19 protein-coding genes are annotated in these 21,128 nt (G+C 45.9%); 4 read left to right on the top strand and 15 right to left on the bottom strand.

Going from position 1 to position 21,128, the window contains the following annotated elements; all coding sequences use genetic code 11:
- Positions 1 to 113: 113 nt before the first annotated feature.
- Entirely contained in the window at positions 114 to 1,091 is a 978-nt protein-coding gene (locus MKY50_RS04585) for an ABC transporter substrate-binding protein (RefSeq protein WP_285300132.1), read from the top strand.
- Between the two features lie 17 nt (positions 1,092 to 1,108).
- Here MKY50_RS04585 and mprF read toward each other — a convergent pair whose 3' ends face one another.
- Complete coding sequence (mprF, locus tag MKY50_RS04580) at positions 1,109 to 3,679, bottom strand: bifunctional lysylphosphatidylglycerol flippase/synthetase MprF (protein ID WP_003233575.1); 2,571 nt, start codon at positions 3,677 to 3,679, stop codon at positions 1,109 to 1,111.
- Between the two features lie 171 nt (positions 3,680 to 3,850).
- Here mprF and MKY50_RS04575 point away from each other — a divergent pair, with 171 nt between their 5' ends.
- Complete coding sequence (locus MKY50_RS04575; RefSeq protein ID WP_015252522.1) at positions 3,851 to 4,333, top strand: MarR family transcriptional regulator; 483 nt, start codon at positions 3,851 to 3,853, stop codon at positions 4,331 to 4,333.
- 110 nt (positions 4,334 to 4,443) lie between these two features.
- A complete protein-coding gene (locus MKY50_RS04570) occupies positions 4,444 to 6,000 on the top strand; it encodes an MFS transporter (RefSeq protein ID WP_340958011.1) in 1,557 nt (518 codons plus the stop codon).
- Here MKY50_RS04570 and bstA read toward each other — a convergent pair.
- The 3 genes from bstA to estB form a co-directional block, all read right to left on the bottom strand.
- Positions 5,997 to 6,533: a bacillithiol transferase BstA gene (bstA, locus tag MKY50_RS04565; protein WP_003233581.1), complete on the bottom strand. Its 537-nt coding sequence runs from the start codon at positions 6,531 to 6,533 to the stop codon at positions 5,997 to 5,999. The genes MKY50_RS04570 and bstA overlap by 4 nt on opposite strands.
- Before the next feature lie 111 nt (positions 6,534 to 6,644).
- Entirely contained in the window at positions 6,645 to 7,733 is a 1,089-nt protein-coding gene (locus MKY50_RS04560; protein ID WP_341116231.1) for an acyltransferase family protein, read from the bottom strand.
- Between the two features lie 188 nt (positions 7,734 to 7,921).
- Positions 7,922 to 8,554: an esterase EstB gene (estB, locus tag MKY50_RS04555; protein ID WP_003243184.1), complete on the bottom strand. Its 633-nt coding sequence runs from the start codon at positions 8,552 to 8,554 to the stop codon at positions 7,922 to 7,924.
- A gap of 272 nt (positions 8,555 to 8,826) precedes the next feature.
- On the opposite strand from estB, the gene padR reads away from it, so the two are divergent.
- Positions 8,827 to 9,375 carry a transcriptional regulator PadR gene (gene padR / locus MKY50_RS04550; RefSeq protein WP_003233588.1) on the top strand — a complete coding sequence of 183 codons (549 nt, stop codon included), beginning with the start codon at positions 8,827 to 8,829 and terminating at the stop codon, positions 9,373 to 9,375.
- A gap of 72 nt (positions 9,376 to 9,447) precedes the next feature.
- Here the strand turns inward: padR and lnrN are convergent, their stop codons facing one another.
- The 11 genes from lnrN to catD all read right to left on the bottom strand — a co-directional run bounded on the left by lnrN (position 9,448) and on the right by catD (position 20,985).
- On the bottom strand, positions 9,448 to 10,605 hold the full coding sequence (lnrN, locus tag MKY50_RS04545; RefSeq protein ID WP_003243650.1) for a linearmycin resistance permease LnrN: 1,158 nt from the start codon (positions 10,603 to 10,605) through the stop codon (positions 9,448 to 9,450).
- A 13-nt stretch (positions 10,606 to 10,618) separates the two neighbouring features.
- Positions 10,619 to 11,809, bottom strand: coding sequence for a linearmycin resistance permease LnrM (gene lnrM / locus MKY50_RS04540; RefSeq protein WP_341116230.1), 1,191 nt, complete (start codon positions 11,807 to 11,809; stop codon positions 10,619 to 10,621).
- A 12-nt stretch (positions 11,810 to 11,821) separates the two neighbouring features.
- The gene (gene lnrL / locus MKY50_RS04535; RefSeq protein WP_033883282.1) at positions 11,822 to 12,757 is read right to left on the bottom strand and encodes a linearmycin resistance ATP-binding protein LnrL; all 936 of its coding nucleotides are present in this window, start codon (positions 12,755 to 12,757) and stop codon (positions 11,822 to 11,824) included.
- Positions 12,758 to 12,900: 143 nt separating this feature from the next.
- Positions 12,901 to 13,563, bottom strand: a complete 663-nt coding sequence (gene lnrK / locus MKY50_RS04530; protein WP_101172078.1) for a two-component system response regulator LnrK — start codon at positions 13,561 to 13,563, stop codon at positions 12,901 to 12,903.
- Positions 13,560 to 14,762: a two-component system sensor histidine kinase LnrJ gene (lnrJ, locus tag MKY50_RS04525; protein WP_327839291.1), complete on the bottom strand. Its 1,203-nt coding sequence runs from the start codon at positions 14,760 to 14,762 to the stop codon at positions 13,560 to 13,562. Before lnrJ ends, lnrK begins: the two co-directional genes overlap by 4 nt.
- A gap of 123 nt (positions 14,763 to 14,885) precedes the next feature.
- The gene (locus MKY50_RS04520; RefSeq protein ID WP_341116229.1) at positions 14,886 to 16,067 is read right to left on the bottom strand and encodes a Gfo/Idh/MocA family protein; all 1,182 of its coding nucleotides are present in this window, start codon (positions 16,065 to 16,067) and stop codon (positions 14,886 to 14,888) included.
- 9 nt (positions 16,068 to 16,076) lie between these two features.
- The gene (locus MKY50_RS04515; protein ID WP_341116228.1) at positions 16,077 to 17,018 is read right to left on the bottom strand and encodes a sugar phosphate isomerase/epimerase family protein; all 942 of its coding nucleotides are present in this window, start codon (positions 17,016 to 17,018) and stop codon (positions 16,077 to 16,079) included.
- 26 nt (positions 17,019 to 17,044) lie between these two features.
- Positions 17,045 to 18,493, bottom strand: coding sequence for a sugar porter family MFS transporter (locus MKY50_RS04510; protein ID WP_251233488.1), 1,449 nt, complete (start codon positions 18,491 to 18,493; stop codon positions 17,045 to 17,047).
- Between the two features lie 174 nt (positions 18,494 to 18,667).
- Positions 18,668 to 19,612, bottom strand: a complete 945-nt coding sequence (locus MKY50_RS04505) for an AraC family transcriptional regulator (protein ID WP_003243004.1) — start codon at positions 19,610 to 19,612, stop codon at positions 18,668 to 18,670.
- A gap of 93 nt (positions 19,613 to 19,705) precedes the next feature.
- Positions 19,706 to 20,563 carry a catechol 2,3-dioxygenase gene (catE, locus tag MKY50_RS04500; RefSeq protein ID WP_341116226.1) on the bottom strand — a complete coding sequence of 286 codons (858 nt, stop codon included), beginning with the start codon at positions 20,561 to 20,563 and terminating at the stop codon, positions 19,706 to 19,708.
- Between the two features lie 17 nt (positions 20,564 to 20,580).
- On the bottom strand, positions 20,581 to 20,985 hold the full coding sequence (gene catD, locus MKY50_RS04495) for a DoxX family oxidoreductase CatD (protein ID WP_015252533.1): 405 nt from the start codon (positions 20,983 to 20,985) through the stop codon (positions 20,581 to 20,583).
- Positions 20,986 to 21,128 lie beyond the last annotated feature (143 nt).

Below are 21,128 nucleotides of genomic sequence, written 5' to 3'. Positions count from 1 at the left end.
TATTTACTATGTAATGTTTGTTTTTGAGAATAATCCTCAATTAGGGATTGACACTCTTAACACTGCTTATTATGATCTAAATGATAATGAATTTCAATATTGGGAGGAAAAAGATGAAAAAGCATATCAGCATGCTATTCGTATTTTTAATGGCCGTTATAGTACTTTCTGCCTGTAATAGTTCAGAAAGTTCAAGTAACAGCGAGGGGTCAAGCAGCAAAACAAGAACGGTCAAACATGCAATGGGGACATCAGACAACATTCCCGCCAATCCAAAACGGATTGTTGTTTTAACTAATGAAGGAACAGAGGCGCTCTTAGCGCTTGGCATTAAGCCGGTCGGAGCCGTAAAGTCATGGAAGGGCGACCCGTGGTATGACTATCTGAAAGATGACATGAAAGGTGTTAAAAACGTCGGTCTTGAAACGGAACCGAATGTGGAAGCCATCGCAGAATTAAAGCCTGATTTGATTATTGGAAACAAAGTGCGCCAGGAAAAAATTTATGATCAGTTAAATGCGATTGCGCCGACTGTTTTTGCTGAATCTTTGGCCGGGAACTGGAAGGATAACCTGACTCTATACGCCAACGCGGTGAATAAGGCGGACAAAGGCAAGGAAGTCATTGCCGATTTTGATAAACGTGTTTCTGATTTAAAAAACAAGCTGGGCGACCAGACAAACAAAACCGTTTCAGTCGTACGCTTTTTATCCGGTGAATCAAGAATCTATTATACCGATTCATTCTCAGGGATTATTTTAGACCAGCTTGGCTTCAAACGCCCTGAAAAACAAGTAGAACTGTTCAAGAAACAAAAGGACCAATTTACGTTCTCAACCGACAGTAAAGAATCTATTCCTGATATGGATGCTGATGTGCTGTTTTATTTCACTTATAAAGCCGATAATGCAAAAGAAAATGAAAAATGGGCCAATCAGTGGACAAGCAGTTCACTATGGAAAAACCTGAAGGCCGTGAAGTCAGGTAATGCACATGAAGTCGATGACGTCGTATGGACAACCGCAGGCGGAATTAAAGCCGCAAACTACCTGCTTGATGATATTGAAACCTACTTCTTAAAAACGAAATAAAAAAAGACTCCGTCTTATTAGACGGAGTCTTTTTTGCTTTTGCCAATCAGACGTGTAACGAGGAACATGGTGACAGAAAGAGATCTGTTTTTCCGATACGCTAAGTATTTCCCTCGCCACTCCGGTTTATATTTTTCTTTAAAGGCTCTTAGGCCGCTGAAACTGTACATGTATCTGACATTATTAAAAATGACAGCGGCAAACCTTTCGGACCAGAAGGATGTAAAGGCAGTGCCGACATTGGCCAAGGGTGCCATCCCCATATTAAATGACGTGCAGCCCTCTTCCTTTGCCCATAAAAACATACGGATAAACAATGCGTCCATAATGCCATTTGGAGCGTCGCCGCGATAGCGCATCAGATCGACCGATATCTCTCCTTCCTGGTACATCGGCATGACATTTGCGAATGCAACGATCTCTCCTTCTGCATTTTTCATATAGGCGATCGGCGCTTTCTGTAAATAGGAAGGATCAAAAAATCCGAGCGAGAATCCCTTCTCTTTTTTCGAGCCGAGCCATTCGTCTGAGATTTGCTTCAGCTCCTCCAAAAACGCATCAGAAAATGGGGGATGATCCACATGGAAAGTATACTCCTCCCGCTCAAAGCGGTTATTGATTGCCCGAAGGCCGGCTTTTTTCTTCCCAGTCAAGGTAAATGTATTTAAATCTACATATGCTTCCTCGCCCAATTTAAAGAAGTTGTAGCCAAAATCGTGATACAGCGCCATGTCCTCTCGTTCAATTTGATAGAACAAAACACTGAATCCCTTCTGATGCGCTTCGTTTAGAAATTCTTCCAGCACGAGCGGGAATGATTCTCTTTGGCCAGATGGATCGCCAAGCACGACCAGCCTTCTGGCGATTTTCCCAAATAGAAGCAGTGCATTCCCATCGCTGGAAAAATAAAACCGCTTATCTCCAAGAAAACCGAGATGGCTCAGCGCGTTGCCGCCTTTTTCATTAAGAAACGCAGCAAGACGCTCAGGGTCAGCTTGCTCTCCGATCGGTTTCGTTCTCTTATGATAGACCACTGTAAATATCAAGAAGAACAGCGGCACAATGATGATCGCCATGATGGTTGCATGTGTAATATGCGAGGTGCTGTGGACGAAATATTCGTGACGCAGCACCTTCTTCATCCGGTCCCAAATAAAGCCCGCGATCAGATTGTAGTTAAAGAGTGCCACAGTAAACAGCGCCACAGCGAATATCAATTGTCCCAGTGTATAGGATGCCTGTTCGCGGACAAATTGTTTTTTCAATAGCACAAGCAATACGATAATCATCGGCAGTACGAATATCGCGCTGATGTTAAGCCCTTTTAAAAAGCTGAACACAAAGCCGCCGACAAGCGCTGTAATGGCCATCGTGTAGGAACGTTTTGTCCGTTTATAAAGCTCGATCGGCAATATTAGCAGAATGAGTGCTGAGCTTAAGGACAGGCCGTTGAACAGCAAAAGCGCCGGGCGCGGAATGTGCGGTATAACCGTCAGCCTGTCAATCGGCAAGGAAACTGAGGCCAAGACAATCAGACCTGCTACGAACACAATAAGGGAAAGCGAGCCTTGCAAAATTCTCACTAATACCGCACGCTGAACAACAAGCAGAACGTTTGTCGTCTCAATTGCCGGTGCGATGCGCGGGTTCGTTTCGAGCCGCTTCATTGTATTTTCCGTCAGGTCGCCTGCGGCAAAGAACAGTCCCAAGATAAATGGGATAAATGAATAGGCGAGCCTGTACAACACAATAGAAGTAACGATGGCCTCTTGATGATAGCCAAGCTGCTCCATCCCCAGCAAAAATAAAAGGTCAAACGAGCCGAAGCCGCCCGGCACGAGGCTGATCATTCCTCCGATCGCCGCAATGACGAACACCCCGAACACATACCTGATATCTGCATGAATGCCCATAGCGAACAAAGCAAAATAGATGACGGTCCCGGCCATGAGCCATTCAACAACTGAAGCTCCAATATATGCGAAAATCGGATTTTTCACTTTATCCGCATTCTCTTCGTCCCCAGCTTTGCGGTCTTTTATTTTGGACACCGCCAAAGACAGCGGCAATATCAGCGCAAAACCGATAACGACCGCCCATAGCCAAGGCTTTTCATGAATCACTTCATCCACTGGCAGCACTCTCGCAGCGACGAAAATGCTGAAAACAGATAATCCGAGCAGCATAGATGATGTGAGCCAGGCGATTCCTTTCACGAGTGCCTTATGGTCTTTCGTATGCTCCTTATAGAACATCATTCTTAACCCGACTCCGGCTAAACCGCCGAATCCCAACACATTATTAAATGAATTGGCGATCCAGGAAACCCTGAATACTTTTCCGTTTGTGATCGATAGGCGCAGTGAGTATTTCAGGACGTAATCATACAGCGACATGGCCGCAACAGCCAGCAAGCCGATCAACACAAGCATGAATAAGTCCGTTCGTTCCAGTCCGTTGATGACCATGAGCGTACGTTTGAATGACAGATTTGTCAGTTCTTTTTTCGATTGATAAATAACAAATAGCAAAACAGCAATAGGAAAAACGATTTTTAATATTGATAAAGCATTCTTTTTAATCAGCAATGGTCTCTCCAATCATATTCTAGTTCGATCCTCTCCCCCAATAATCTCCAACTCATTATACACTACCGTTATTTTTCGGACAAAGTCCCGCATGCGGTTTCTGCTCACTTTCTTTCAGGAGTGAAAATCGAGTAATATGGTAAGAGGAGTGAATGATGAGGAAGTGATGAAATGGAATATAATTTACACGATACAACAGTATTAAACGAAAACATTCTTTCATCGGAGGAACGGGAAATATGGGTGCTCTATATGAAAGTCTTAACGTCCGCCGGGCTCGGTGATGTGTCCGAGTGGATGAAACTGGATATGAGCATGCCGCAAATGAAGGTGCTGATGCTATTAAACAACCATGGAACATTGAAAGTGAGCGACATTGCTGAAAAAATGGGGGCTTCCCTATCCAATACAACTGGGCTGCTTGACCGGCTTGAAAAATCAGGATTTGTCAAACGCTCACATTCTGAAGAGGACCGCCGCTCTGTAGTTGTTCAGTTGACAGAAAATGCGAAAAAGATTTTCCGGGGTTTGTATGAAAAAGGCCACCTGAAATTGAAGCGTTCATTAGAGCTGCTGTCCCCTGAAGAAAAGCAGGCTGTTTCCGAAGGGCTGTCTATCCTTTCAAGAGCATTAGAGAATGCGAAAAAAGAATAAATCTGTAAGTCTGTCATCCGCAAACTGCGGGAGCAGGCTTTTTTTATTTGACATTTAGTTCATTTAAAATGAATAATATATTTCAAGTGAACTAAAAGGAGTTGACGAAAATGTCTGAAGCATTAACAGAGCAGAAAAGCCAAAAGTGGGCAATCAGCCTGTTTACGATTGGCGTGTTTATGGCTGCTTTAGATAACGGAATTATTTCGGCTGCTTTAACAACGATAAACGAGTCGTTTGCCGTTTCTCCTTCCTGGGGATCATGGGGCATCACCCTTTATACGCTCGGTCTTAGCGTCAGTGTGCCAATCGTCGGAAAGCTTTCCGACCGCTACGGCAGAAAAAAACTCTTTCTCATTGAGGTTTGCCTGTTCGGACTTGGTTCTTTGCTTGTTGCTTTGAGCCAAAGCTTCCCGCTCTTTCTGATATCGCGGCTGATTCAGGCGCTTGGAGGCGGCGGGATTTTCATCATCGGCAGCTCTCACATTCTCGCGACCCTCCCAAAGGAAAAACAAGGGAAGGCGCTTGGGCTGCTTGGCGCAATGAACGGGATGGCCGCTGTGCTCGGGCCAAATATCGGAAGCTTTCTGCTTGATTGGACCGGGTCTTGGCATTGGCTGTTTTTGATTAATTTGCCGATTGCCGTGCTATTGGTTGTTTTCGGCGCATGTTTTATCGCGGAAACAAAAGCACCTGAGGCTAAGCGCCTCGATGCGGCCGGAATCTTCCTTTTGTCCCTGTCGATTTTAGCTGTGATGTACGGCATGACCAATCTTGACGGGGCAAATCTCTTACACAGCTTGGGGAATCCGGAGGTTTATGGATGTATTATTTTTGGCATACTCTGTTTTGCAGCGCTTATCTCGTATGAAAAGAGAGTTGAAATGCGAGGAGGCGATCCCATTTTGGCGTATTCTCTGCTGCGAAACCATATGTTTCAGCGCACGCTTATCATCGGTTTGTTATCCGGGGGGCTCTTGGCGGCAGTCATTTTTATCCCGTCATATGTCGAGCAGTATTTGGGTGTCCCTGCCGCAAAAGCAGGCTATTGGATGACACCGCTTGCGTTGGCTTCCGGAATCGGCGCTTGGCTTGGCGGAGCGCTTACCGACAAAAAAGGTCCTGTAAAAACCGTTATTCTTTCGGGAATCATCTCATGTGCGGGGTTTGCTTTATTTCCGCTCTGGGTCACGGAAAAATGGGAGTTTGTGATCGCAAGTGTGGCAGCTGGGATCGGTTTTGGCTTTCTGTTAGGCGCTCCGCTGAACGTCCTTGTATCAGAAGCGGCAAAAACAAATAAGGGTACGGCTCTTGGCACGCTTTCATTAGTAAGGCAAATTGGACTGACCTTGGCGCCTACTCTTTATGCAGGTTTTATCACATCCGGGTTTGACCAAATAGGTGATGAGATTAACAGCCGCTTATCGCACAGCGGATATTCAGAAAAGGCGATGCAGATGATTCCGGAGATCGACAGTTCTGATGTTTCTTCTTTACAAGAACAAATCGAACGCATTCCCGTTCCTGAAGTCAAAACCGCGATAAGCGACGCCATTCATGCGAGTGTCGCCAGCGGCTATGATCATTTATATGCAGCGGCTGCTGTGGTCTCACTTCTGGTGATTGCTGCTATCAGTATTCCGGCTTTCCGCCGGCAAAAGCGTTAAGACCACCCCATCCGTCTGGAAAGCTCCGTAATATGAGCGATATGGTGATGTGAGTGCCAGACATACAGGCCGAGCGCGTTCTCCAGGGTAATGATCTCCTTTGTATCAGGGTGATAAAATCCGCGCTTAAATTGCTGATCCGTCAGGGTGCGGAGCAGAGCCGTCCATCTTCCGTGAAGCTCCTGCAAAAGCGCGAGTGAGCCGCTCGGATCTGCCGTTTTCGAGTCTTTTAGCTCCGACCATGCTTTTTCATCATACGGACGGATAGCCGGTGTCTCTTCCGTCAAGCTCAATTTAAAACGAATATAGCTGTTCATATGACTGTCAGCCAGATGATGAATAACTTGCCGAACGGTCCATCCACCGTCCCGGTACGGTGTGTCAAGCTGGCTGTCCGTCATGCCCTCTACAGCTTGCTTCAATTTTGCCGGCACTTCTTCAAGTACTTGAATCCATTTATCTTTTTGCTCCTTCGATATGGATTCCCTCGGCTTGTATTCTCCTATTGGGTAGCTTAGATTGACTGATGTCATGAATGTTCTCCCTTCTATTCACTCTTCTCCTTTATTTTACAAGAAAAAGATTGTGTATGCTGTATGATTTAATACACAACAAGCGGCAGGAGCCCTCCTGCCGCTTGTTTTTCACCCTGCGTGATCACGCACTTCGACTGTTACCTTCTTCTGTTTTGGCTGATAAATTTTCCCCACAAATAAATACCCGTATTTGAATTTATTCAGTGCCCACGAGGTCAGAATCGGGCCGGCTGTACACACGGCAAACAGCAGGAGAACAGCCGGTACGGCAGGAATTTCGGGCATATTCAAAAGCAACACGTAGCCTATAATCATAAAATAGGCATGAAGCAGATAAATCGAAAAGGAATAGTTGCTGATAAACATCATGATTTTCGGCACATGCTTCATTTTGGAAAACAAGTGAAAACACAGGAAAATCATGCTTGTTGAATACAGCATGATATCAGGCCGCTTCGAGCTGATCATGCCGATTTCACCGACATAAGAAACAGTGACAACCAGCGCCCCAGAAGCAATTGCGGCGCCGTACACCACCCAGCGGTATTGGTTCAGCAGCGCTAAAAAACGCTTGTATTCTTTTCCGCAATAGTAGGCTAGACAAAAGTAGAAAAGCCAGCCTGCGAACGGAACCCAGAAGAACGGAAATGCCCCGCCCTCTTCAGAAGCAGGAGCCGGGCTGGCTGCGGAGAAATAGCCTAAATAAGCGGCTGTCACCACAAATGAGATAGACAGCACCCATTTCGGCGATGTTTTTTTCAAGTACTCATGAAACATCATATGCAGCATGTAAAATTGAAAGATGACGAGAATGAAGTATCCGATAAAGTTTCCTAAGAATACGTTCGCCAGATATTTTTGCACAAACGCGAGAAAGGTTACCTCTCCCCCCATCGCACTGGTCATCAGCAGCGCATCGATGGCCGCGATAAATAAAAAAGGAACAAAAATCACTTTTCCCCGCTTCTTTAAAAAACCGTCAGGCACCCCATCAGGATAAGAACGGGCCAGTAAAAATTCAGAGATGAAAATAAAAGCGGGCGTGCTGAACATCAGGAGTGTGCGGAAAGAATCAACAGTGTGAGAAATATCTGCAAGAGCTTCTGCCTGAAGCATCAGGACCATTGAAATGATATGGAGCAAGACGACACTTAAGCACGAAACGCAGCGGATCATAAAAATTTCTTTAATTTGCATAACAGCGCTCCTTTTATTTCAAATTGATAGAAATCGATGGTTGTACCTTAACATGTCCGCTCTATTTGAAAAAGTGCCTGATGTCATAAATTGACGTATGCATGATAGACTAAGGTCATAAGACCCTATGGCTTTCTCAGACGAAAAAACCCACTGTAACGGAGACAGCAGGTTGTTTTTTGAAGATATTAATTTGTATTGAGGCCTCCGCCATTCAGCCCTTCTTTGATATAGCCGTTCACTTGGCTATTAGAAAGCAAGCCAATATGACCGATGCCATAAAGCTGGATGTTTCGCGCTCCTTGTAACCGAGACAAGCTATTGATGACAATTTGATCATTGAGACTGTAAATAGATGTATAGAGGATCTTTTGATTAGGGTCTGTGCCCGGCAGCGCGGTTGATGACACTAAACCATTAGCCCCTCCAAGCGTTACGACATTTTGAATCTTATTGCCCCCGCCTAAATATTTAATATAGTACAGCGTATTGGCGCCTCCCATACTATGAGCCACAATATCTACTTTTTTTGCCCCAGTCTCTTTTAAAACACGGTCAACATATGAAGCAAGCTGCGGGCCGTTATTTAGGTTGTTTCCTGTTTTATCATAAAAATCAATTGCGTACAGTTTGTTGCTTTGCCAGCCTTGAGAAATTAAGTAGTTTTTAATAGCGAAAAAGTTGTATGATGCACCACTTATTCCATGAACAAGAACGACAGGATTATGTACTGACTCAGCTTTTGCGCCAGACGGCGGAGCGGCTAAAACAGATAGAATCAGCGATAAACAAATAATGAATGCCATAAGTACTTTTTTCACGTTTATTCCCCCAAAAAATTTTCATACCACCAATTTCCTATTATATATAAAAAATCAATATCGTTACTATTTTTTCTGAAAATTAAATTTAAATCTCTTTTATATTGACGGAGATAAATCGGATACCTTCTGACAAACCTTTTATCTTCATTTCCAAAGAGCCCGGTTGTGTTCCCTTCCTCCCTTTTCTATAATAAGGGGAATAGGCAGTTAGAATCACAGTTGAGCACCGGCTCATCTGTTTTGCGAAACAGCCAGACACGGAGGATAGCATGAGAGTATTAAAATACGCCATATTAGGGCTTTTGCGAAAAGGCGAATTGAGTGGATACGATATTACGAGTTATTTTAAAGAGGAGCTCGGCCAGTTTTGGAGCGCCAAGCACAGCCAGATTTACCCTGAGCTCAAAAAGCTGACGGATGAAGGATTTATCACGTTCCGGACAACGATTCAGGGCACAAAGCTGGAGAAAAAGATGTACACCCTGACAGACAGCGGAAAGCAGGAGCTGCATGACTGGCTGATCCGCCACCAGCCGATACCCGAGACGGTGAAGGATGAATTTATGCTGAAGGCTTATTTCATTTCTTGTCTATCGCGCCAGGAGGCTTCTGATTTGTTCAAAGACCAGCTGCAAAAACGCCAGGCCAAGCTTTCTGACTTACAGGGAAGCTATGAAAAGCTTATGGCTTCAGCAGAGCCGATGTCATTTTCTTCACCGGACTTCGGCCACTATCTTGTGCTAACGAAAGCGCTGGAGCGGGAGAAAAATTACGTTTCTTGGCTGGAATCAATTTTAGCTATGATAGATAAGGATTAACCGCAGTTCAGGCTGCACCCATACGAATGTACCCACATGCAAAAAAACATCTGCCTAAACGGCAGATGTTTTTTAGGCTCGGAGCGCTTTCAGCCCCGCTGCGAAAGTGATCGCAGCAAATGCAAGCAAAATGCCGCAGATTCCGAGAATATCTGTGACGCGGGCACCGTTAGCGATAATCTCTGTCAACCCGCTCATCGCCCACTTTTGCGGAAGAAATTCAGCGATGGATTGCATAAATTTCGGTTCAATGTCGATCGGCCAATACATCCCGCTCACCATACATGTTGCGATGACAAACAAGTTGCCGAACGCAAGCTGCTGTTCTGGCGTTCTGACGTTGGCCGCAATCATCAATCCAATGCCGACAACGGTCAATAGAAAAAGTGACACTAATACAATAACTGCAGCCGGATTCCCCCAGTTGATGCCAAACAGCCAATGGGTGGAAAGAAGCAATATGCCAAATTGAATCCAGCCAATGACAAAGAAGGACAGCACATACCCAGCACCGATTTCGGCTCGGCTGACAGAGGCTGTAAGCAATCTGGACCATACGCCGTTTTTCCTTGCTTCTAAAATAGTTCCAGCCGCTCCCATCATGGTCAGCATGACAAACAGGATGGAAAACCCTGCTGCTCTGGAGGCTGTGTCACTTGCTTCCGCACCCTCTTTTTTATCACTGAGCGTCTGTCGTGTTACAGCCGGAACTATATCTTCATGTTTTTTGGCGAAAACCGTTTTATACGCCGCCTTCCAGTTCTCTCCCGCTGTCTGAGATGCCGTTTTTGCCGCGGTCACCTGAATATTGAGCGTTGCCAATGCGCTTTCTGCATATTGTTTGACCATCGGCGCTTCCGACAGCTCAGGGCCGTGACGGAAAATCAGCTCAGGATGTTTGCCTTTTTCCAGCTGTGTCTGGAACGAGCGGGAAATGACGATGATCCCGGCAATTTTCTTTTGTTTCAGCTTTTCTGACGCTTTGCTTTCAGACATGTTTTCGAATACATACATATCATCGTGTGCCTTCAGCTGCCGAATATAATGCTGTGAGAGAATCGTATCGTCCTGATCAACGATTGCAAGCCGCACCTTATCATCATTGCCGCTGAGCATACTCCCAAATACAAAGGTAAGCAAAAGCGGGGCAGCAAACATGATCAAATAGTTCTGTGGCTTCTTAAAAATGAGAGAAAGCTCAATGCCGCAAATGGCTAGAATTTTTTTCACCTTTTGTACCTCCTTATCTTGTATGAAGCCGTCTGATACCAATTACAAGTGAACAAAAGCCGATCGCCGCAAAAAGAAGCACAGGCTTTTGAAGGTCAGCCCAGCCTCCCTCTTCCATTAAAGAAAGAAAGCCGTCAAGCGCCCAGCGATTTGGCACCGCTTTGGATACAGACTGCAAGACGTCCGGAAATTGGTACAGCGGCAGCATGGACCCGCCGAGAACCGCAAGCAATTGAATGCCGAAGCCGCCTATCGCATCTGCAGTTTTCATATCGCTGATGCACGACGCAAGCAGCATTGAAATACCAGATACAGCTGCGGCGTAAGAAAGCCCGAGTACACTCACGAACAGCAGATTACCGCCCCAGTCCACACCAAATACGTTGATTGTGACGATCAGAAATATGAAAAATTGTATGATGGCAAACAGATACGTCCCAAGCCATTTTCCGAAGAGAATGACGGATTTTTGCGCAGGCGTCATCAGCATTCTGGCAAGCGTCTCCGTATCCTTTTCCTGTAAAAATGATTTCGCCCCGACTGTGATATGAAACAGCATAAACATGCAAAGCATTGCCGCCGAATAGTATTGAAAACTGGTAACGGCTTTGCTGCCGACAGATTTTTCCGCAATAGTCAGCTTGTCACCTGTTTCTTTTTCTAGCGTCTTTGCCAGCTTTTCTGCAAACTGTGCAGGGTCAAGTTTTCCTTGCTTTACAGCTTCCGTTTTACTGATGTAGTCCATTGAGCCTGACGCGGCTTCCTTTACCGCTTTATATTGCTCTATAAATGAGCTTGCAGCTGTTTCAATGATGGAACTTTTCAATGTTTGATCAGGAGCGGCATTAACAACAGCTGAGGTTTTGCCGGCTTCCCAATGGTTCGGGATAACGATGCCTACATCGATTTTCTTTTCATCAATCAGTTTTTTCATCTTGTCTTTGCTGCCGACTTTTGTGACCTTTATCGACTTCATTTTTTTGAGAACATCTTTTGTAAACATGTTTGCTGTATCTGACTGGTCTGATTGAATGTAGCCGACTTTGATATCATCAATCCGGCTGCCTCCGTCAACAACTGATCCGAGCGCTGCGCCTAAAATACAGGTTAGGATGAGCGGCATTAGGATAAGCATCATAAACCCTTTTCTGTCCGTGATTCTGATTTTCACATCTTTCCATGCGATCCATATGCTTTTTTTCATTGCCGTCCCTCCTCAATCCCGCAACGTGCGGCCGGTCAGATTCAGAAACAGGCGCTCCAGATTCGGTTCCTGCACCTGAAGGGACAGCAGGTTTATATGATGAGCAGCAGCTTCAGCAAGCAGACTGGTGACGACTTTCTCATGATGAGCCGCAGAAATGTCGATTTTGAGCTCTGACTCCTGGACTGTTACATCATTCACATGGGCCAGAGATCGGATCGCCAAAAGAAAGGCTTCATTGATCCCGCTGACCGTGAGCTGAATGATGGTATCGCCTCCAAGGCGGCTGCACAAATCAGTTTTTGTGCCAATCGCAATCATTTCCCCCTGATCAATTATCCCGATCCGGTCGCATAAAAACTCAACTTCTTCCATGTAATGACTCGTATAGATCACTGTCATGCCCGTTTCGTTGAGCTGTTTGACCGTTTCTAAAATGTGATTTCTCGATTGAGGGTCAATACCGACAGTCGGTTCATCCATAATCAGCAGCTCGGGCTTATGCATTAAAGCCGCACCGATGTTGATTCTTCGTTTCATCCCCCCGGAGAATGTTTCAATCTTATCTTTAGCCCGCTCAGTCAGACCGACATATTCAAGGACCTCAGCCGCTCTTTTTTTGGCCTCACCGTGCGTAAGTCCGTACATTTTCCCCCAAAACATAAGATTCTCATGAGCCGTCAGCGTCGGATATAATGCAATTTCCTGCGGAACAATGCCGATTTTTTGTTTCGCTTTGGCCGTTTCTTTTCCGATAACATAGCCGCCCACCGTGATGTTCCCGCTGTCATGCGGCACAAGGCCGGAAATCATCGAGATGGTTGTGGACTTCCCCGCACCGTTTGGCCCGAGCAGACCGAACGACTCCCCCTTTTGAAGGGAAAAAGAAATGCCTTTCACGATTGTTTTTTTTCCATATGCCTTTTTGATGTTTTCTGCTTGCAGCAAGTCGTTTCACTCCTTTTTTTGATCCATTGCCATTGTAGAAGAAAGAAAGGCGTGCGGCATGTAGCGGCAGATAGAACATAGGGCATGAAAAAAAGGCCTGTAAAAGGCCTTTTCAGAGAAGCGTATATGCAAAACGTCATATGTCAAAAGACAGATATACCATATCTGACCGAGTAAATGGCGGCTTGGGTTCTGTCCCTGACAGCCAGCTTGCTGATGATATTTGAAACGTGGTTTTTGACTGTGCCTTCTGTAATGAAAAGCTTTTCGGCAATTTCTTTGTTATTCAGCCCGTACCCCAGCTCAGCCAGAACTTCAATTTCGCGCTCGGTCAGGTCGAGCAGCTCGTTAGGTTTTTCTATCTCATTTATTCCTTTCAGCTGTTTTTCACGCTTCCATTCATTCAGCATTTGGGCAGTCAATTCCGGCGGAAGCACCATTCCGCCAGAATGAACTGTCATCACTGCTTTTACAATCGTATCTGCCGACATATCCTTCAGCAGATACCCGCTTGCTCCTTCTTCAAGCGCTTCAGCAATCAGCGCTGAATCCTTAAAGGTTGTCAACATCAAAACCTTTACGCCGGGCAGCGAGCTTGTGATTAATTTTGTTCCCTCCACCCCGTTGGAAACCGGCATGCGGATGTCCATTAACACGATATCCGGCTCCAGCTCTTTCGCCTTTTCGAAGGCTTCCTGTCCGTTTCGCGCCGTTGCGATCACATCGAGCTCTTCTCGGAGCTGGAGCAGGGATGCCAGCCCTTCTCTGACGATATCCTGATCGTCGGTAATGATGATCTTAATCATGATAAACTCTCCTTTTGCTGCACGGGCCTGAAGCTCCATTTTTTATTGACAAGTGAAAATTCTGCATTCACAGTAAATCCTTGATCCTGTTCACTTTCAAAGCGGATCATTCCGCCATGTTCCGCTGCCCGCTTTTTCATATTCAAGAGACCAAAACCAAGTGCTGCCTCGGGATTGCCTTTGCCGTCATCCTTAATGACAAGGCTGATGCTGTCCGTTGTGCAGGCAAGCTGTATCGAACAAGCTGCGGCGCCGCCGTGCCGTTTGGCATTGGTCAGTGCTTCCTGCACCGTTCTGATCAGGGTCGGATGGAGAGACAGCGGGATGATTGCAGGATCACCGCTGACCGCAAATTCTGTTGTGACTCCTGCATTTTTGCAAAAGTCCTCTGTCAGCTGTTTCAGCGATTCGATTAGCGAAGGATCGTTTTCAGTTTGCAAAGTGCGTACTGATAAGCGGACATCATCAAGCGCTTCACGGGCAAGTGTTTCACAGACACCTACTGTCTCATCCGCTTTTTGGCTGTCTCTTTTTTGCCATTCACGCAAAAGCTGCAGCTGGACGAGAAGGGCCGTCATTTTATGCCCCACTGTATCATGGATTTCCCGCGCCATTCTGTTCCGCTCGTAAATGGCAGTCAGCTCTTCAACCTGCTTCGCATATAAATGGAGCTCCTGATGTGCAGCAGACAACGCCAGATGGGACTCCGTCAGTTCCTGAAACTGCTGTTTTGCCGTATCCTGCGCATCCAACAGCTTGCGGATTAATTTGCCCACGACACCGCAGAAGACAACGAATGTCATGCTAGTCAAATGATCAATGACAAATTCATTGCCGAACATCGCATATGTACGGATGAGGACGGTCAAAAATAAAATAGAGGAAAGACATAAGACAGACCATGCTGTTCTTTTAGGAAACCCCCGCAGAAAAAAGGCGACCGCAACCGGACAAAGCATAATAATGAACAAACCTGTGCCGGGAAAGATAAATCCGAACGAAAAGCCGATTGCAATATCAATCAGGCAGAACCAGATGGCATTTGTCTCTTTTGTCAGCAAAACATGATTGGCTGCATACATGGCAGCACCTGCTGCTATAAATACATATCCAAACCAGTTATCCTCTTTCACAATGGACAGATACATTAAACAGCTCACCATCAAGGTGAACATTCTCGTAAAAAAAAGAGCTTTCACGCTCATCACTCCCGATACCCAATTCCCTTCTTATCATACCTGCCTCAGGGCATTTTTGACAGGAGTTTCTGGAAAATAAAAACCGCATATGAACTTTATGTCATATGCGGCGCATTCCCTCATTTATTTAAATTCAACCCAAACTGACCCTTGGTTTGCCGAGCGCACGCAGTTCTCAATCCAGCGAATGCCCTCGATCCCTGCATCAATGTCAGGATAAACCAAGTTGTTCAAGATTTCTTCATCTTCACGGTTTTTGGCGTCTATCGCAATGGCAAATTTAAGATAAATATTGGCCCATGCTTCGGACAGCCCTTCGCTGTGTAAGGCGCCCAGTCGTTCATCGGCGTTGCAAACATCATCTAAATACGGCATGCCGCGAACGAGTGTCTGGCCCGGCTCTCCCTGCACTTCATACGTCAGTTCATTTGGCTTGCTGTCCCACCACTCAATGCTTGCCTTTGAGCCGACAATCCGGATTCTATGGCCATCCATACATCCGGCATTGATTGACGATGTCCACATCGTTCCGACCGCTCCATTTTCATAATGCATCAGCACATGGGCATTATCCTCTAGCGGTGCGCGGCTGCCGACGAAGCTCTGTCGGTCACACAGCAGCTCCTTAATTTTCATCTTTGGCATAATAAGCTGTGACATATAATACGTGTGGGTAGATAAATCGCCCAGCACAAAGCTTGGCCCGGCGATCGCAGGGTCGACACGCCATTTCTGTGCAGCGCTTATCTTTTCACCTTCATCTGTTGCACAAAAACCGTGTGTGTACTGCAAGTCAACCACCCGAATATCGCCGATCATTCCTTGTTCAATCATCGCACGCATTTGAAGAAGCATTTGATTGCCTGAAAAACCGTACGTCACGCCGACAATTTTCCCTTTTTTCTCTGCGAGCGCTTTGATTTCATAACCCTCTGCTGAAGTGAAGAACAGCGGTTTTTCACAGATGACATGCAGTCCTGCTTCAAGCGCCGCCTTACAAATCTCATAATGAGTGCCGTTCGGAGTGGCAATCGATACTACCTCTATGCCATCCTGTCTTTTCGCTTCCTCGGCAAACATGGTTTGATAGTTGGGATAACAGCGTTCCGCATCCACTCCAAGGTTCATCCCGAAGTCTTTTCCTCTTTCGGCATCGATATCAAAAGCGCCGGCAGTTAATTGAAAAGCAGTATTGTCTCTCAGCGCTCCAGTACGATGTTTATACCCAACCTGGCTAAGCCGTCCGCCGCCTACCATTGCCCAGCGCAGCGGCTTGGAGATGATTCTTTCTCCATTTATCATCATGAAAACCTCCTATTGGCTGATGGTTTGTTTTAATGCTTCTACAGAAGTGCGGATGCCCGCTTCAGGTGACATCGTCAGATCCTCCATTTCTAAAGAAACCTCATCATCATATCCCATCATTTTTACAACTGAAAAAAATTCCTTCCACCACTGTAAATCCTGTCCGCAGCCGACAGCTACGTAATTCCACGCCCGGTTTGCAGGATCTGTCACTTCTTTTGTTTCTAAAAGTCCGTTGACCGCTGATAAATATCTTTCAATTCTGACATCTTTCCCGTGGACATGGTGAATGGCTGAGCCGAGCTCCCTTGCTGCGATGATCGGGTCTGCGCCCATCCATAATAAATGGCTCGGGTCAAGATTCAAACCGACCAGCGGGCCGACCGCTTTTCTGAGCCGAAAGAGAGTCTCAGGGTTATAGACTAATTGAGAGCTGAAGTTCTCAAGCGCTATTTTTTCTACGCCGCAGGCCCCCGCTTTTTTGACAAGCTTCTTCCAATATGGAATCGCAACGTCTTCCCATTGATAGTTGAGGATATCTTTTAAAACGGGAGGCCAGCTTACTGTGTATGTGATCCAGTTCGGCACTTTGTCGTCCGGGCTGCCGGCTGGCAAACCGCTCATCATGATCACTTTTTTGACGCCTAATAGTCTAGCCAGCTCCATCGTTTTGTCAGTTATGTCTCTGTGCGATTTGCCCAATTCACCCGGATCTAAAGGGTTCCCCGAGCAGTTTAATGCGCAAAGTGTCATGTTCCGCTTTTCCAGCGCTTGTGAAAATTCTTTTCTTTTTTCGCTGCTTTGCAGCAGTTCATCAAGATTCAAGTGCGGTGCCGGCGACCAGCCCCCGGTTGTCATTTCAAGTGTATCGATCCCAAGCTTTGCGGCAAAATCGAGCATGTCTTCAAAAGGCAAATGCCCTAGGCTGTCTGTTACATAAGATAGTTTCATCGATAGATTCCTCCTGGTATCTCAGGTTACGATAAGTGAGTTGTTTGATTTTGGATTTCCTGATCAGCGCGGCGGCCATACTGGCGAAAGGAATGCTCAAGCTGTTCAAGTGACCGCCCTTTTGTCTCAGGCACATATTTTTTCACAAATAGAATCGCTAGGATATTCATAGCGACAAAGATAAAAAATGTCGCCGACATCCCAATATGATTGAGCAAAATGGGAAAGGTGAATCCAATGAGAAAGTTAGCTGTCCACAAGCAGAAGGTGCTGATCCCCATGCCAAGCCCCCGCACATGCATAGGAAAGATTTCCGAGAGCATCAGCCACGTCACCGTAGAAATGGCAGTCTGCTGAAACGCAAGAAACAAAATGGTCAAACTCAGCACAACATACGGCAGGGCGGGTGTTCCTTCAAGGACAATGGATAAAATCCCGATCAGCAGAAGGGCTGTCATCGTGCCAATCTGTCCGATGATCAGCATGGGCCGGCGACGGACTTTGCCGAGAAGCCATATCCCAAAAATGACCGCAATAACTGAAATAACACCGTTTGCAATATTGCCGATTAATGCAGCTTCTGTTTGAAAACCGGCTTCTCTCAGAATTTCTGTCCCATAGTACATAATCGAATTGACACCGGTAATTTGCTGTACGATGGCGATTCCAATCCCAATGAATAGAATGCGCCTTATCCACGGCTCTTGAAAATCATGAAAGCCGGCCTTTTTTGCTGTGCCCTCAATCGCATGTTTGATTTCTTTTATTTCCTGCTGTGCCTGACTGTCTTCACGGATTTGCCGAAGCACCCGCAGGGCGTCACCCATTCTGCCTTTAGCTGCCAGCCAGCGCGGGCTTTCAGGCACGATGAGCATTCCGAACCATAACACAACAGCCGGAAGTGTCGCGATGACCAGCATATACCGCCATACATTTGAGCTCTCCCCCATTGTGCTGCCAATAATGGCGTTAAAGGTGTATGCCAGAAGCTGGCCAATTACGATCATCAGTTCATTTTGTGTCACGATTCGTCCCCTGCGTTCTGCCGGCGAAATTTCCGCTAAAAAGGTTGGAACCGTTACAGAAGCGCAGCCAACCGCCAGTCCAAGCAGAAAACGAAAGGCAATCATCACGGACGCGTTTGGTGAAAAGGTACAGCCAAGTGTGGCTGCGATGAAGAGTAAGGCTAAATAAAGGATCGTTTTTCGGCGGCCGTGCCGATCGGACAGACGTCCTCCAAACATCGCCCCGAAGGCTGCCCCGAGAAGCAGGGAACTCGCAACCAGTCCTTCTGTAACAGGTGTAAGATTCAGCTGACCTGCAGTTGCCATAAAAGGAAGTGCCCCATTAATGACACCCGTATCATAACCGAACAACAGGCCGCCGAATGTAGATACCAATGTAATCGTTCGTAAAAGCCCTTTATGAGCTAAGCTTTCTTTTCCTATTACAGCCTCTTTCTTTTTTGTACTCACGGCTTTCTTCCCCTTCTTTCAAGAATGGCAGAGCACCCGACACCAAGCATAAGCCAATGCATCCCTCCTTCAGCAATACCCCTTGTTGTAACCGCTTTCTAAAAAGATTATAAGACAACGAGATTTCTCGCGTCTTTATCATATGAAGACATTGTTTTGTCATTTCAGGACATCTTATTCGTGCGGCTTGGCCTGTTCGATTTTTTGAAAAGGTTTATTGATTTGAAATGCAGTCATTTTTGAGTCTTTATAAAGGGAGCGGAAAAGCCCTGGAGAGCTGCCGATTTTAGCGGAAAAGACGCGAGTGAAATAATGTACTGAGAAACCGATTTCTTCCGCTATTTCTTTAATCGACAAATTCGTTGATTTCAGCAGTTCGGCAGCTTTGTTTATTTTTTCATTTTGGACAAATTCTGAGTAGCTGACGCCCAGTTCTGCTGCAAATAAACGTGATAAATGCCTCCCTGAGATATGAAAGTGGCTAGCGACATCCGTCAGCTTTAACGGCTGTGACAGATTGTCTTTTATGTGCAGTTTCACCTCTGTCAGCAAAGCAGAAGATGTGTGAATGGGCTGCTTTTGTTTCGGGCGTTGGGCGTACGGGAGAAAGGTTTGGATTAATGACAGGATCAATGCATGCGACAAATGAGATAGGATCTCTTTGTCAAAAGCATTGACAGGTTGCGCTGCTTGCAGCATTAACGTTTTCCAAAGCAGGCCCGGCGGTTCGCCATCTTTCAATTGCATTGTGATAAAGGGGCTTTGTTTCACTTCTTCCATCACTTTGATCCATTCGGCGCTTGACTGATCCTCGCTCAGCTCGAAAGCGACGTAAAAAAGGAACAGCCCTGTTTCACTTTTGATTTGGTGCAAATGCTCCGGCTTTGACAAAAAAATCGTCTGTTCACGAAGCGGATATGTACGATCGCCTTCAAGGTAATATCCTTCACCTCTTACCACGTAACAAATTTCATAAAAGGAATGCTTATGAAGCAGTGTGTTATAGTGGTTCGTCATCGCTCCCCAGTAGTGGACGTAAAATGAAACATCCTTTTGCTCTAAGCGATGCACATATTGATTTAATGCTATTTTGCCCGTCACAAGGTGGTTGAGTTCCATGTAAACGCCTCCTAACAAGTTGGTTCTCTCATCATAACAAGGCGGACAAAAATAAAAAATCCCCCTGCCGTTATTTCGGCAAGGGGATTGCAGTTAAATCACAAATGTAATATAGGCGCCGGAAACAGGGTCTTTCACACGAAAGCTGTTTTCCGTCTCTTCAATCGAATACCCGGCATGTTTGACTCGGTTTGCCACCAAATCCAGCTCCTCTTGGTGAGGCAGGACAACAGTGTAATAATCTAGTCCGCTGGCATTTGTCGGTTTAGGCGGCGCATTTCTTCCCGCCCAAATGTTTAAGCCGATATGATGGTGGTACCCCCCGGCTGAAACGAAGAGGGCGGACATGCCCGCATAGTTTCCGACAATGTCAAAGCCCAGTACATCTGTATAAAACGCCTTTGCTTCTTTCAAATCACTGACATGCAGATGAATGTGTCCGATGATTGTATCGTTCGGAAGCGATGTTTTCCGCTCATCTCCTGCCTCTTCCAGAAGGCCCTCAATGTCAACAGCGGTTGTCGTCATGACATAGTTTCCTTCCCGATCACGCTGCCACGTGCTGCGGGGGCGGTCAACGTACATTTCAATGCCGTTTCCGTCAGGATCAGACAGGTAGAGCGCTTCGCTGACAGCATGGTCTCCATGTCCGATAGCAATGCCGTGTTCAATCAGGCGGGCGAGCGCGATCCCAAGTTCTTTCCTGTCCGGAAGAAGAATCGCAAAGTGATAAAGGCCTGTCACAGACCGTTCAGGCAAGACGACAGCGCTCGGATTTTCTTCAAGAATAAGCAGTACGCGTTTCCCGTCAGCCGTTAATTCAGCTTGGCGATCCGTCTTTTTTAAGACTTGAAAACCGATGACGTTACAGTAGAACTGAAGCGAACGCTCCAGACTGCGAATTGTGAGTTTGGCATAGCCAATGTGTGTATCCTCATGAATGCTGGTCATGCTGCATGCCTCTTTTCTTATGCTGAAACGTTTTCGTTCTTTTTTCCTTTAAACACAAATGGGTCCAGCGCCAGGAATCGACTTCCAGTAAGCGCCAGGTGAATGGATGTCAAAAGCAGAAGGTAATCAAATTCTGCATTGCCCATGAATGGCGCTTTCAGCTTAACAGTGATGATGGCGCCGATCAGTGTAAGAGCGAACAGTACACCGACAATACGTGTAGCCAATCCGAAGAAGACAAGCACTCCGCCAATGAGTTCAATCGCTGCGATGACATACGCCATAAAGCTTGGAAGGCCTATGCTGCCGAAAAATTGGATGGTGCCCTCCATTCCCTGAAACTTTGATAAACCGTGAACAAAAAAGATAATACCTGTAATAACTCTTAAAAGTAATGTGCCAATTTCAAATGATTTATTCATTTTATCCTCCTTGATAAATGTTATCACTTACTTAATGTAAGCTAGTATATATACATAACTTGTTTACGTCAAGTAATTTCGTTACATTTTACGAAAATGAAATAAAAGTACTATAAATCTGTAACAAAAAAGACCTCTGTGCA

It is taken from the genome of Bacillus sp. FSL R7-0685, assembly GCF_038002425.1.
GTDB classification, from domain to species: Bacteria; Bacillota; Bacilli; order Bacillales; family Bacillaceae; genus Bacillus; species Bacillus subtilis.
This window is presented reverse-complemented; position numbering and strand designations above follow the sequence as displayed.